Origin of the sequence: Halomonas sp. 72, from assembly GCF_052379785.1 — a bacterium.
Lineage (GTDB): Bacteria > Pseudomonadota > Gammaproteobacteria > Pseudomonadales > Halomonadaceae > Vreelandella > Vreelandella citrativorans.
Window position 1 is genome coordinate 61,413 of the sequence record NZ_JBQSYY010000009.1, and the last position, 13,074, is coordinate 74,486.

Sequence of the window (13,074 nt, forward strand, 5' to 3'; positions counted from 1 at the left end):
GTGTAGCCGTACTGCTTCATTGCCTTGGTAAGAAATTACCAAGGCAATGTTGTATCGGGTACCAGGTTTTTGGGCCAAATTTGGCTTATGCTGGAGGTTTAAGTGTAAGGTAAGCCTATGAAACCTTTCTCCATTCTTTTGATTCGATTACTCGCTATTTACCTCGCCATTACGCCTTTGCTAAGCGTATCGCCGCTGCTGTTTAGCCCCGGCTACGATGCGGAGCTAGCCCAGTGGCTGCCATGGCTCGCAGCCACTGCTGTTATTCCTATCATCGCGGGTATCGTACTGTGGTTTTCTGCGGTAACGCTGGCCAATAAATTTTTTGGAGAAGAGCGTGCTGAGCCTGCTTTAACGATTGCCGAGGAGGGCCTGGTACGCGCAGGCAGCTTCTTGATCGGTGTGTATCTTTTCGTTCAGCATTTGAGCACAGCGATTGGCCAATGGGCATGGGGAGGCATAGTAGCCTATGGTTCGCTAGCAGCGGTGGTGCTCAGCATTGGCCTAATAGTTGGCGCTCGTTTTCTAGCCAAGCTGTATAGAAGGTTGAAGTATTTCGAGTAATTTTGGGAAGGGGCAGGCTAGTAACGCATAGCTTCCACGTAAGCGCTTGGGTTTACGCCTGATCCAAGAAGCCTATAAACGAGGATGTTGAATTGGTAACGAGTAATCAACCTGTCGCGCTGATGATCATCGATATGCAACGGGGTATGAGAGACCCTGCCGCTGGCGAGCGCAATAACCCTAATGCGGAGGAAAATATCCAGCGCCTGCTTACAAAGTGGCGTAGTACATGCTGGCCGGTGGTGCATGTACGGCATATCTCTCGGACCCCCGGCTCGCCGTTCTGGCCGGGACAGCCAGGCGCAGAGTTCCAGCCCGCACTAGTCCCGCAACCTAAAGAGCACGTAGTAGAAAAGAACATACCCTGTGCGTTTACCCACTCAGGCTTAGAGCGCTGGCTTCACGCTCGCGAGATCAAGCGGCTGGTTATCGTCGGTGTAAGTACCAGCAATTCGGTTGAAGCCACCGCTCGCACGGCCGGTAATCTTGGCTTTGATACCCACGTCGTCGCCGATGCCACGTTTACCTTTGCTAAGCAGGATTACGCAGGTACTTATCGCACGGCGGATGAAGTGCATGCTATGTCACTGGCGAATCTGGAAGGGGAGTATGCGGCTATTACGCAGGCGGCAGACATATTGGAGGCGTTGATTTCAATCCAGTAGCCTATGGGGGGCGTTGCAATGGCTGAACCTTCAGACAGTCTTTTCAAGCGCTTTTTTAGCGTCTTGGCGTTGTATCACACGCGTAAGTTCCTCTGACTTTTGTTGCCTTGACTTCAGCGGGCTTAACAAAACGGCATTTATAACGGCGTGCTTCCTCGGCTTCTCCAAAGGCACGAGTGTTCATTGCTATTTATCTTAAAAACACAACACGTCGTTTGGTAAGTCTCTTGAGATCTTATACTTTGGGTTAATATCCTAAAGTATTTTATTATTTTTTTCTTTTTTAATCATATATTTATTTCACTTCTTACGACGATTTTTTTGTCCTCTCATAGTGGGCTAATTGCCGGTTATACGAGCGTGTGTTATTAATATTTCGTGATATATCACGAGTGGGAGGCAGTCTGGATTGTACTGGGTTGATACGCACTTTGAACAGAACCTAACGCTTTAAAGAGATGTCGTTCGAGTTCGATACTTATTTAAAGAAAGCGGTACTCACTGCTTCAATAATCCGATACGGCGTCTCGCGCTACCAATAAAACCCCGATGCAAGTAATGGCTGATTCCAATACCCGGATGGGCAGTAGGAGTGCATGAAATAATGAAAATCACCTCAATTAAAACCTTTAGGCTTAAGGAGTTCGCTAACGTTCTCTGGGTGCATGTTGAAACGGATAGCGGCATCGTGGGCTTGGGCGAGACGTTCTATGGAGCGGGGGCCGTTGAGGCGCACATTCATGACACGCTGGCAGGCCGCTTGTTGGGTAAAAACCCCCTGCATATTGAGGCACTGCATAAGGAGATGGTATCGCTGCCCATGGCGCAGTCTTCTACAGGGGCTGAATATCGAGCCGCCTCGGCCATCGATATCGCGCTTTGGGATATCTTTGGCAAGGTGTGCGACTTGCCTGTACATCAAATGCTGGGCGGGCTGTGCTGGGACAAGATTCGCATCTATAACACATGCGCCGGTTATAAGTACGTTAGAACTAATGAAATCAAGCCGGTTTCCAACTGGAATCTGGATAAGCCGGAAGGTCCATACGAGGATCTTGAAGGTTTTATGAGACGCCCTGCACAGCTGGCGGAAAACCTGCTCGAATCGGGTATCACGGCCATGAAAATCTGGCCGTTTGATCCTGCCGCGGCCGAAACACGGGGCCAGTATATTACGGCTGCTCAGATGAAGCAGGCGGTCAAGCCCTTCGAAGAGATCCGTAAGGCGGTAGGCGATCAAATGGAGATCATGGTCGAATTCCACTCGCAGTGGAACCTGCCGACCGCCAAGAACATCGCCCGCGAGCTCGAGCAGTTCGCGCCCACCTGGTATGAAGACCCTATTCGCATGAACTCGCCCCAAGCGCTTGCCGAATTCGCAGCGTCGACCAGCGTGTGGACATGCGCCAGTGAAACGCTGGGTTCGCGCTGGCCCTACAAGGATATGCTGGACCGGGACGCCGCGCACGTGGTCATGGTGGATCTTTGCTGGACCGGCGGATTGACGGAAGGGCGCAAGATCGCGGCGCTGGCGGAAACTTGGCACCGCCCGTTTGCACCCCACGATTGCATCGGGCCGGTCGGCTTTGCAGCAGCGATACACATGTCGTTCAGCCAGCCCAATACGCTTATTCAGGAAAGCGTCCGAGCATTTTATAAAGGGTGGTACAACGAGCTTGTCACCCAGGTGCCCAAAATCGAAAATGGCTATGTCTACCCCATGGAGGGGCCAGGCCTAGGGGTCGAATTACTGCCCAGCGTTTTCGAAAGGCCGGATTTATCCGTACGTACGTCGACGGTATAAACGAGATCACGCGAAGGAGACGTCATGTCCATCAAGCTGTTTGATTTAACCGGAAAGACCGCGCTGATAACGGGCTCATCGCGCGGACTTGGGCTGGCCATTGCCGAAGGCATGGCCGCGGCCGGAGCCCGGATCATACTCAACGGTATGAACACCGAGCGTCTTGAAGCCAGCGCCGCAAGGATGCAGGGCGAAGGCTACGAGGTTAACGTCTCGGCCTTCGACGTTACCGATGAAACTGCGGTCTGTCAGGCCCTGGCGCAATTGGACCAGGGCGGTATCGAAATCGACATACTGGTCAATAACGCGGGGATTCAGTTTAGAAAGCCGATGCTTGAACTGGATACTCGCGATTGGCAGCGAGTAATCGATACCAACCTGACCTCGGCTTTCATCGTGAGCCGTGAAGTAGCCAAACGGATGGTAGAGAAAGGGGCAGGCAAGATCATCAATATCGGCTCTTTGACCAGCGACCTGGCCCGAGCGACCGTCACTCCTTATACGGTGGCTAAGGGCGGCATCAAGATGCTGACCAAATCGATGGCGGCGGAGTGGGGGCAGTACGGTATCCAGGCCAACGCTATCGGCCCGGGCTATATGCTGACCGATATGAACGAAGCCCTGACGAGCAATCCTGAGTTCGACAGCTGGGTTAAAGGGCGCACGCCGGCAGGGCGCTGGGGCCGACCAGACGAGCTGGCAGGCACGGCGATCTATCTCGCCTCGGCCGCCTCCAACTACGTCAACGGCCACATCGTTTATGTCGATGGCGGCATGATTTCCGTGCTGTAACACTCATCGAGTGGGGTAAGTGATGCTGACGATTAAAATACACAAGGCCCATGATCTTCGAGTCGAAGAGGAGCCTGATGCCACGCCTCCAGGGCAGCATGAAGTGACGGTCACGATCAGTAGGGGCGGCATTTGTGGCTCCGACCTGCACTATTACCACCAGGGTGGTTTCGGCCAAGTCAGGTTGCGCGAGCCGATGACGTTGGGTCACGAGGTGTCCGGCATGGTAAGCGCGGTCGGCGATGGCGTGACGGATCTTCGCGTTGATGACAAGGTGGCTATCAACCCTTCCATACCGTGCGAAAAATGCACTTATTGCCATCAGGGGCTTTTCAATCAGTGTGACGACATGCGGTTTTTTGGAAGCGCCATGCGCTTTCCGCATCAGCAGGGGCTGTTTCGTCAAACGATCACGATTGATCGTCAACAGCTCGTCGCACTGCCCGGCGATATCGACTTGACCCACGCCGCATGTGCCGAGCCCTTAGCCGTTTGCCTACATGCCGTGGGCCAGGCGGGTGCGCTCGAGGGCAAGCGCGTGCTGATTTCCGGATGCGGGCCCATCGGCTGTTTGACGGCCATGCTGGCCGCCCACGCCGGCGCGAAAGAAGTGATCGTGACCGATATGCACGAAGCACCCTTGAAAATTGCTCGGCAGATGGGGGCGATGCGCACCATTAACGTCGGCTCGTCGCCGGAAGAGCTTCAGTCGTTGGCGAAGGGAAAAGGGGCGCTGGACGTTATTATTGAGTGTTCGGGCAGCCCGCAAGCGCTGGGTGCTGCGTTAGAAGTGGTACGCCCGCGGGGCACTATCGTGACGGTGGGGCTTGGCGGCGCAGTGAATCTCGAAATGAATCTTGTTGTGGCGAAAGAGATAAACATAAAAGGGACTTTCCGCTTCGACAAGGAATTCAAACAGGCGGTAGAGCTCATAGGCAGCAAGCGTATTGATGTCGCCCCGTTGATCACGTCTGTGCTTCCCATGGCCAATGCAGAGCAAGCATTTGAATTGGCCGCTCGGCGTGATCGCGCCATGAAGGTTCAAATCGATTTCGAAAACGCATGAACACGCTGGCCAACTGTGAAGGTTTAGTCGTGAACGTCAGAACAAGGCACCCTTACGGGCGCTTTGCATCAGCCAAGCATCATAAATAAGGAAAACAAGTATGATTAAGCGCGCCAAACTCAAAAATATCCTCGCGGCTGCGGCACTGCTGACCACTCCTGCATTGGCCCAGGCCGATACTTTGCGTCTTGCTAACGTCGTGGCCGAATCCGCAAAAGAAGCTGGCATCGAGTTCAAACGTATGGTCGAGGAGAAAACTGGTGACGAACTGGAGATCAGCCTCTTTCCCGATAACCAGTTAGGCGACGATCGCGTAGTGCTCGAAAGCACGATCTTTGGAGATATCGATATTGGCATTGCCTCTACCAGTCCTCTGGCCAATTTGGTGCCTGATTTTTATCTGTTCGATGCGCCCTTTTTGTTCCTCTCTTCCGAAGAAGCCTATTCGACCTTGGATGGAGAGGTTGGTCAGCAGATCCTCGACTCCCTTGAAGGAAAAGGATTAAAAGGGCTGGCATTTTGGGAAAACGGCTTTCGTAACTACACCGGCAACAATCATGAAGTGACCGAGCCCTCGGATCTTGCCGGCATGAAAGTACGCACCATGGAAAATCAGGTGCATCTGGCCGCTTGGCGAGCGTTGGGCGCTAACCCCACGCCTATGGCGTTTTCCGAACTTTTCACTGCCTTGCAGCAGGGCACAGTCGATGCCCAAGAGAATCCACTTTCGGTGATCGACAGTAATCGGTTTTTGGAGGTGCAGGACTACGTTTCGCTGACTCAGCACGTTTACACTCCGTTTGTCGTTTTCATGAACCTGGAGCGCTACAACGCCTTGGACGAGGCTCAGCGGCAAGCAATCGACGAAGCTATTGAAGAGGCCACAGTGTTTCAGCGTGAGCGTTCACAGGCGCTGGAAGCCGAGGTCGTTGAACGTTTTTCTGAGCAGTCCGGCGTGACCGTTACTGAGCTTACGCCAGAGCAAAAAGCGCTATGGCAGCAGACGATGATCGATGCCGATATCTATTCGCTGGTTGGTTCCATGATGGATCATCCGGAATACCTCGAACAGTTGCTGAACGATTGATCGACATGGCGCCATTACGACCGTAATGGCGCCATGTCATTTTGGTGCGTTGTTACGGTAGCTCGGTCTGCCCCAAGGCGAAATCGGTTTTAGGTTACCCGGTTTTACACGTTGTTTCGGCCTGTCTTTAAGCCGGAGAGAGCCAATGAAAGTCATGAAATGGTTTGATGAGTACGCGGAAATATCCGTCTGCGTCGTATTGATGTCTACCATGACCGTACTACTCGCAGTGCAGGTATTCATGCGGTATGTTATGGGTGCCTCTCTGTCCTGGTCCGAGGAGATTGCCCGGTATCTGTTTATCTGGCTTATCTACTTGGGGATCAGCTATGGCGCGCGAGAAATGCGTCATATCAAAATCGATGCCGCGCTTGATCTGTTTCCTCGCCGAATACGCCCGGCCATCGTGATTCTGGGCGATCTTCTGTTTCTGGCATTTGCTCTTTACATCGTATGGACCAGCTGGTCAGTGATTGAGCGTCAGATGATGCTGGGTCAAACTTCTCCCGCGGTCGGCCTTCCGATGTGGATCGTTTATGCCGCCCCATTTGTGGGGTTTGCCATTACCGGGGTACGCCAAATTCAGACTATTATCTGGCGTCTTAAGCACCCCAGCATGGCACAGAGTGGGGGAGATATCACATGACGGCCAGCGTCCTTTTTCTAAGTCTCGTGGTGCTTTTAATTCTCAACGTACCGGTGGGTATCGCCATCGGTTTGGCGTGCGTGGTCACGATTCTATCCTTTGGGATGTTGTCTGATCTTTATGTCGCGCAAACCTTGGTTACAGCCACGGATAGCTTTCCCATTATGGCGATTCCTTTATTTATTTTGGCGGGGGATTTGATGGGGGCCGGAGGTGTGTCGCGGCGGATTCTAGAGGTCGCTAATGCGTTTTTTGGCCGTATCACCGGCGGTTTGGCCATCGTAACGGTAATCGTATGCATGTTTTTCGCCGCGGTTTCTGGCTCTGGGCCGGCCACAGTAGCGGCGGTGGGGTCGATGGTCATTCCCGCCATGCTTCAGGCGGGTTACTCCAAATCGTTCATTTTGGGGCTAGTCGCGGCGGCGGGTAGTATCGGGGTCATCATTCCCCCGTCCATTCCCATGGTGCTGTACGGGGTAACCACGGGCACTTCCATCACGAATATGTTTTTGGGCGGTATTCTACCGGGTCTGCTGATCGGTTTCATGTTGATCATCTACGCCTATGTTTATTCTCGAAAAATGGGTTGGAAGGGCAATGCAGCCAAATTCGATGGACGCAAAACACTAATACTAATGTGGGAAGCAAAGTGGGCGCTGCTCAATCCGGTCATCATTCTGGGGGGCATTTATGCCGGTGTCTTCACGCCGACAGAGGCAGCGGCGGTGGCGGCTGTGTATGCGTTCATTTGCGGTGTCGTCATCCACCGGGAACTCAAGGCACGCGATATCTTCAAGACAATCGCCCGTTCCTGCGCGACAACTGGGACCGTCATGGTGATTCTGGGCTGCGCCTCCACTTTCGCACGCATCCTCACTATCGAGCGCATTCCTTCGACGATCGCAGATTTGATGTTACAGTTATCCTTGGAACCCGTGGCGCTTTTGCTGCTCATTTTGGTGCTACTGCTGTTGGTAGGCTGCGTCATGGATACTACCCCAGCCATTCTGGTACTGGCACCTATTCTCTATCCGGTCGTCACGGCCGTGGGGATAGATCCGATCCATTTCGGGGTCATCATGGTCGTCAGTCTTGCTATCGGCTTCATTACGCCGCCGCTCGGTATCAATCTATTCGTCGCCGCACGAATCGGCAGCACCTCGCTGGGCACGGTGATTCACGGCGTTTTACCCTTCGTTATCATCATGATCCTTGCCTTGATCATCATTACGTTCGTACCATCGCTTTCACTGCTGCCCATATCTCTTTTCAACTAGATTATGAAAGCCGCCCCATAAGGGGCGAGCTATCCGAGTCCAAGTGTTGGGTGCCAAGGTATCAGGCTTTATACCGCTGCAAGTTTGGTTGACGTCAAGAAATCATTCAGCCTTATCACTTGGTGAGGCAGGCATATAAATGAACAAGAATGGGCTTTCATGACTAAAGAAAATAGCCACGGGGCTTCGCATCACGGTCGAAGCGGGAAAAATCTGCTCGAACTCGCCTATCAAAGTATCGAGGAGCTGATCGTCACCTGCGAGCTAAAGCCGGGTGCTTTCATGCGCATTCAGGATTTACAGGAACTGACCGGATTCAACAGAATGCCCGTTTATCAGGCGGTGACTCGCCTTTCGACGGATACCTTGCTGATCATTCAGCCAAGGCAGGGCATTCAGGTATCGCCGATCGATCTGCACCGAGCACAAACACTTCTCAAACTACGCCGGGATATCGAGCGGTTCGTCGTGGCGCTGGCGAGCCAGCGCTCAAGCAACAACGACCGCCAGCATATGACGTATCTGGTGGAGGTATTGAATACGAGGCGTTCGGTCATATCGATTTCTGAATTCAATACCATTGATCGGGAAATCGACGCGATCATTTTACAGGCCTGCGGTGAGCCTTTTCTCGAATCGACATTACGGCCGCTTCATACCATTTTCCGCCGCATTGGTTGGCTATATCACTCGCTTACGCCGGAAGGCGCCCCACTGAATAGCACTATCGACGGGCATCTGGACGTGTTGAACGCGGTGGTCAATGCTGATGCCGCCGCCGCCGAGAAAGCTTCTGATCATCTCATGGATTTTGTCGAAAAAATGTTTTCTGTGCTCACGACCTCGCTTACGCCCAGCACGTTCGATATTCAGAAAAAAACCTTGATACCAAGTGAGAAGCTTTGATGCAGTATGTGAGTAAGCAGCTAGAAAGCGCCAGCGAATAGTGAATTAGGAGAGCCTACGGGTCGACAATATTCAAGTAAACCTTTATCCGTCCATCGACCGACAGCGGACGTACCAACCAACGAGTGCAGCGCAAGTATGATATTAAACTTCCACACTAATACTGCCAGTGACTACGCTGGCACTGTTTACGGTAGTAGGTAGCATTTGGCCTAGCGAAGAGTAGAGAGCATTAGAGGTTGACTGGGCCAGTGTACGGTCAAGTTTGCTCATATCTTCTTCCGCCTTTTTTAGTTCTCGGCGGGCTTCTTTATCCTCTTGACGTAGGCGAATCTTTAGTTCGTTCATCGCTTCCTGAAGCTCTTTTTTTGTGTCGATCAAAATACTGCGTAGAGCGTGTTCGCTGGCGCTAATTCCTTGAGAACGGCGATCATCCTGCGGTTGCGAAGTGATGATTACGGCCGGCTCGTTTGGCGCGTTATTGGTCGTGGTGGCTGCATCTTGGGCATGCTCGCTCTGCTCATCCTCCTGGTTCGCCATAGCCGCCTCCGCACTGGCGAGCGTCGCGTTGGCGGCTTGAGCGTCAGCTTGTGCATCGGCGCTGCCGTTTTCAGCACTGTCAGAAGACGCGGTAGGGGTGACACTTGTTGGCTGGGCGCTCGTTACCGTAGGCGTGACAGAGGGGCCAGCGCTACCACCGCCGCTATCATTTAATTGCCGCGCTGCCACACCTAGCTCGCGGGCGATGCTTTTAAGCTCTTTAGCCATGGATTTGAGCTGTTCTGGTGATGCAAAGCGCATCATCGCTTTAAGCGTTTCCAGCCGCTGCTTTAAAAAGCCGACTTTCTGCGAAGCATTTTGCATCGCTGACTCTTTCGGGCTGGGCAGGGCCGCCAGTTGCTCAAACGCCTCTTTCTGCTTTTTAAGGCGTTTAGTCAGTGCATCGTCAGCATCCGGTGCTGCCACCATCGGGCTCTTTTGGCTCGCGACCCGAGACACCTTCAAAGCGGAAGACGATTCGTGACGGGTGCCTATCAACATAAAATTGGAAAATCCGATCTTCATGGTCGATCCTTCTTTGTTATTAATAGACGTTATCGGCCATTTGTAAGCTAACTTTAGTAAGGTTGAACTGGCTTGAGGGATACCGCCGCTTAGGATGATTGATAGGAGTAAGGTTCGGAATTTATGACGATGCCAACCAACGATACGATTGTCTGGCAGCGGTTGGACCTGCCAGGGCATGAGTTATGTAGCGTGAGCAGCGGCGAAAAAGGCCACCTACTGACAGGATCTTCCATCTTCGTAGCCGAGGGCAACAAGTGCTTGCTCTCCTACAGAGTCGTGTGCGATGCGGCTTGGAAAACGCAAGAAGTGCATGTGGTCGGTAACATTAATGATGAGCCGATTGATGTGATACTTATGGTCGAGCCTGGCAATGTGTGGACGTTGAACGGAGTTGAGCAACCTCAGGTTGAAGGGTGTATTGACGTTGATCTCGCCTTTTCACCAGCGACGAATTTGCTGCCTATCAGACGATGCAATATGGCTATAGGAGACTCCGAGCAGGCAGTCGCTGCTTGGTTAACATTTCCAGAGATGACGTTAGAAAAGCTCCCCCAACGCTACACAAGGCTATCAGAATTAATATTTCACTATGTATTGAGCGGCGGTGATTTCGAAACGGAATTAACGGTAAAATCATCAGGTTTTGTATCTAACTACCCGCTGTTGTGGCGAGAAGAGCATGGCGAATGGCCATCGTAGCTTCAATGATGGCCGGGCCTGGACAATGAGCCTTCGGTATTGTGGCAGCAAGCTTATATTCAGCTTCCATAAATCGGTTTGGGCGGTATAAAGCAATGCACATTGCTAGGTTGAAAGCAGCACAGAGTGATCGTGATTTTATTTGGCGTGCTTATGAAAGCGCTTACCAGAATGTTGTCGAGCGTCAATTCGGCACGTGGGAGGCCGAGCTTCAAATGCCAGCTTTTGATGAAAAATGGCGCCAGGGTGGTTTTGAAGTCTTGGAGCTAAACGGTAGGTGTGTAGGGGCAGTATGGGTAACCAATGAAGTGGAGTTTCTACAACTTCGGGATCTGTTTCTTTTAGCGGAATATCAAGGGCGGGGAGTTGGTGCACACATTGTGCGCCAGGAGCTTGAAAAGGCCAGAGTGCTGGGCGTGCCTTTACGGCTTCGTGTTTTAAAGCAGAGCCAAGCCATCGCCTTGTACGAGCGGTTGGGTTTTACAATATGCGGTGAGACATCAACGCAGTACTGGATGGAAGCGAACTAACACGCTGTTTTCGTCGATACAGCATCAATCAATACAGATTACGTATAAAAAGCCCCGGCTATTACGCTAGGGCTTTGAATAAACGCTTTTCTCTGTTTATTAAACCCGCTAACTCTTTTTCCTGGTCGCTTTTTTGGCGCTTTCAGTGTGTTGGCTGTTGGTGTCGCCACCCGGAAAATGCGCCCGCACCAACTCTAACAACCCTTGGGTCGAGGCATCAAAGTCGGCTGCGTTCGTATCAATACGTTCGCTAATTTCACCGGCAATGCGCTTGCCTAGCTGAACACCCCATTGATCAAACGAGTTGATGTTCCAGATCACGCCTTGAACAAAGACCTTGTGCTCGTAGAGTGCGATTAGCGCGCCGAGATTGCGGGGAGTGAGTTCATCCAACAGTAACGTACTGGATGGACGGTTGCCGGGACAGCTGTAGGGGTCGTGCTGGCTTAACTCTTTACCGTCGCCCTGGCTGCCTTCCATAAAAGCGTTAGCCTGGGCGAGCATGTTGGTTAATAGCGCAAAGTGGTGGTCTTCCATGCCTGATTCGGGTTTGAGCGAGGCGATAAAGTCGATAGGTACGTAACGCGTGCCCTGGTGCAGCAGTTGGAAGAAGGCGTGTTGACCATTGGAGCCGGTTTGACCCCATACAATCGGGCCGGTTTTATAGTTGACCGGGTGGCCGAAAATATCCACCGATTTACCGTTGGACTCCATATCCAGCTGTTGCAGGAAGGAGGGCAACTGGTTAAGCGCCTGGTCGTAAGGCACGATGGCTTGGGTTTCTGCGCCAATAAAATTGATATACCAGATGCCGATAAGCGCCATGAGCACCGGCATGTTCTCGGAAAAAGGCGTCTCAATAAAGTGGCGGTCCATCTCGTGGGCACCTTCCAGTAGCTCAATAAACCCTTCAAAACCGATAGATAACGCAATCGGTAAGCCGATTGAGGACCACATGGAGTAGCGCCCGCCTACCCACGCCCAGAACTCGAACACGTTCTCTTCACGAATGCCGAATTCTATAGCCGCTTTGCGGTTGGTAGAAGCGGCTACAAAGTGGGCACCTACATCCGCGTCGCTTCCGGCGTTCTCCAGGAACCAGCGCCGCGCTGTTTTTGCATTGAGCAGCGTTTCCTGGGTGGAAAATGTCTTGGTCGAGACGATAAACAGCGTGGTGGCCGGGTCCAGGCGCGAAAGCACCTTCTGGATATGCGTGCCGTCCACGTTGGATACAAAGTGAAAGTGCATCTCCGGATGACGATATTTAAGTAGCGCGCGCACCGCCATGTTGGGGCCAAGGTCCGAGCCGCCAATCCCGATATTAACGACATCCTTGATCGATTGGCCGCTGTAGCCTTTCCATTCTCCGCTGCGTACCGTTTCAGAAAACTGTTTGATCTGTTCGCGGGTGCGGGTAATTTCCGGCATGACGTCTTCGCCGTCGACATACACCGGTTCGTCACTCAGGTTACGCAGCGCGGTATGCAGTACCGGGCGGTTTTCGGTAACGTTGATAATATCGCCAGAAAACATTTGTGCCCGGCGCTGCACCAGTGCGGAGTGGTCAGCAAGCTCTATCAGTTTGGTGAGCACTGCGTCGGAAACATGGTGCTTTGAATAGTCCAGAAACAGACCGCCTACCTTGAGGTTCATCTTCTCAAAGCGCTTTGGGTCGTTAGTGAAGTAGTCCCGGATGCGGTCGTTATGGGTGTTGTCGCGCAGGCGTTCAAGCGCCTGCCACGTAACGCTACGGGTGAGTTGAAACATAGAGCGCGTGTCCGTTGTTGTTGAGTGGCAAATGTTAACTGGGGTAAATGGCGGTGATATCGATTATGTAAAAATACTACATAAAAAAGTGATAAGGGCAACTATCGGTTGAGCGTGGCGATAAAACAGGTAATAAAACAGCAATGACGTCAGCAGCTTTTATACTGGGCTAACCACGAGCAGGCATTGCGCCTGCTCGTGTT

General features: G+C 52.4%; 13 protein-coding genes. 11 read left to right on the top strand and 2 right to left on the bottom strand.

What is annotated here, in order from left to right; all coding sequences use genetic code 11:
- The first annotated feature begins 117 nt into the window (after positions 1 to 117).
- From ACT3T6_RS10345 to ACT3T6_RS10385, 9 genes are all read left to right on the top strand, one after another.
- Positions 118 to 564 carry a hypothetical protein gene (locus ACT3T6_RS10345; protein WP_193055106.1) on the top strand — a complete coding sequence of 149 codons (447 nt, stop codon included), beginning with the start codon at positions 118 to 120 and terminating at the stop codon, positions 562 to 564.
- Positions 565 to 656: 92 nt separating this feature from the next.
- Complete coding sequence (locus tag ACT3T6_RS10350; RefSeq protein WP_226912138.1) at positions 657 to 1,229, top strand: cysteine hydrolase family protein; 573 nt, start codon at positions 657 to 659, stop codon at positions 1,227 to 1,229.
- A 604-nt stretch (positions 1,230 to 1,833) separates the two neighbouring features.
- Entirely contained in the window at positions 1,834 to 3,033 is a 1,200-nt protein-coding gene (locus tag ACT3T6_RS10355) for a mandelate racemase/muconate lactonizing enzyme family protein (protein WP_193055105.1), read from the top strand.
- A gap of 24 nt (positions 3,034 to 3,057) precedes the next feature.
- Complete coding sequence (locus ACT3T6_RS10360) at positions 3,058 to 3,825, top strand: SDR family oxidoreductase (protein ID WP_193055104.1); 768 nt, start codon at positions 3,058 to 3,060, stop codon at positions 3,823 to 3,825.
- Positions 3,826 to 3,847: 22 nt separating this feature from the next.
- Complete coding sequence (locus ACT3T6_RS10365) at positions 3,848 to 4,891, top strand: L-idonate 5-dehydrogenase (RefSeq protein ID WP_193055103.1); 1,044 nt, start codon at positions 3,848 to 3,850, stop codon at positions 4,889 to 4,891.
- A 100-nt stretch (positions 4,892 to 4,991) separates the two neighbouring features.
- Positions 4,992 to 5,978, top strand: coding sequence for a DctP family TRAP transporter solute-binding subunit (locus ACT3T6_RS10370; protein WP_226912139.1), 987 nt, complete (start codon positions 4,992 to 4,994; stop codon positions 5,976 to 5,978).
- A gap of 145 nt (positions 5,979 to 6,123) precedes the next feature.
- The gene (locus tag ACT3T6_RS10375; protein WP_193055102.1) at positions 6,124 to 6,624 is read left to right on the top strand and encodes a TRAP transporter small permease; all 501 of its coding nucleotides are present in this window, start codon (positions 6,124 to 6,126) and stop codon (positions 6,622 to 6,624) included.
- On the top strand, positions 6,621 to 7,901 hold the full coding sequence (locus ACT3T6_RS10380; RefSeq protein WP_193055101.1) for a TRAP transporter large permease: 1,281 nt from the start codon (positions 6,621 to 6,623) through the stop codon (positions 7,899 to 7,901). The genes ACT3T6_RS10375 and ACT3T6_RS10380 overlap by 4 nt, the downstream gene beginning before the upstream one ends.
- A 159-nt stretch (positions 7,902 to 8,060) precedes the next feature.
- Positions 8,061 to 8,807: a GntR family transcriptional regulator gene (locus tag ACT3T6_RS10385; protein ID WP_193055100.1), complete on the top strand. Its 747-nt coding sequence runs from the start codon at positions 8,061 to 8,063 to the stop codon at positions 8,805 to 8,807.
- A 144-nt stretch (positions 8,808 to 8,951) separates the two neighbouring features.
- Here the strand turns inward: ACT3T6_RS10385 and ACT3T6_RS10390 are convergent, their stop codons facing one another.
- Entirely contained in the window at positions 8,952 to 9,872 is a 921-nt protein-coding gene (locus ACT3T6_RS10390; RefSeq protein WP_193055099.1) for a hypothetical protein, read from the bottom strand.
- Between the two features lie 123 nt (positions 9,873 to 9,995).
- Between ACT3T6_RS10390 and ACT3T6_RS10395 the strand changes: the two genes are divergently transcribed.
- A complete protein-coding gene (locus ACT3T6_RS10395) occupies positions 9,996 to 10,574 on the top strand; it encodes a putative glycolipid-binding domain-containing protein (RefSeq protein ID WP_193055098.1) in 579 nt (192 codons plus the stop codon).
- A gap of 41 nt (positions 10,575 to 10,615) precedes the next feature.
- Entirely contained in the window at positions 10,616 to 11,104 is a 489-nt protein-coding gene (locus ACT3T6_RS10400; RefSeq protein ID WP_193055097.1) for a GNAT family N-acetyltransferase, read from the top strand.
- 108 nt (positions 11,105 to 11,212) lie between these two features.
- Here ACT3T6_RS10400 and pgi read toward each other — a convergent pair whose 3' ends face one another.
- Entirely contained in the window at positions 11,213 to 12,871 is a 1,659-nt protein-coding gene (gene pgi, locus ACT3T6_RS10405) for a glucose-6-phosphate isomerase (RefSeq protein ID WP_193055096.1), read from the bottom strand.
- Positions 12,872 to 13,074 lie beyond the last annotated feature (203 nt).

Bases quoted from the DNA above. Each gene is read 5' to 3' on its own strand.
- ACT3T6_RS10345 (WP_193055106.1), top strand. From the start codon at position 118: ATGAAACCTTTCTCCATTCTTTTGATTCGATTACTCGCTATTTACCTC.
- ACT3T6_RS10355 (WP_193055105.1), top strand. From the start codon at position 1,834: ATGAAAATCACCTCAATTAAAACCTTTAGGCTTAAGGAGTTCGCTAAC.
- ACT3T6_RS10360 (WP_193055104.1), top strand. From the start codon at position 3,058: ATGTCCATCAAGCTGTTTGATTTAACCGGAAAGACCGCGCTGATAACG.
- ACT3T6_RS10365 (WP_193055103.1), top strand. From the start codon at position 3,848: ATGCTGACGATTAAAATACACAAGGCCCATGATCTTCGAGTCGAAGAG.
- ACT3T6_RS10370 (WP_226912139.1), top strand. From the start codon at position 4,992: ATGATTAAGCGCGCCAAACTCAAAAATATCCTCGCGGCTGCGGCACTG.
- ACT3T6_RS10375 (WP_193055102.1), top strand. From the start codon at position 6,124: ATGAAAGTCATGAAATGGTTTGATGAGTACGCGGAAATATCCGTCTGC.
- ACT3T6_RS10380 (WP_193055101.1), top strand. From the start codon at position 6,621: ATGACGGCCAGCGTCCTTTTTCTAAGTCTCGTGGTGCTTTTAATTCTC.
- ACT3T6_RS10385 (WP_193055100.1), top strand. From the start codon at position 8,061: ATGACTAAAGAAAATAGCCACGGGGCTTCGCATCACGGTCGAAGCGGG.
- ACT3T6_RS10390 (WP_193055099.1), bottom strand. From the start codon at position 9,872: ATGAAGATCGGATTTTCCAATTTTATGTTGATAGGCACCCGTCACGAA.
- ACT3T6_RS10395 (WP_193055098.1), top strand. From the start codon at position 9,996: ATGACGATGCCAACCAACGATACGATTGTCTGGCAGCGGTTGGACCTG.
- pgi (WP_193055096.1), bottom strand. From the start codon at position 12,871: ATGTTTCAACTCACCCGTAGCGTTACGTGGCAGGCGCTTGAACGCCTG.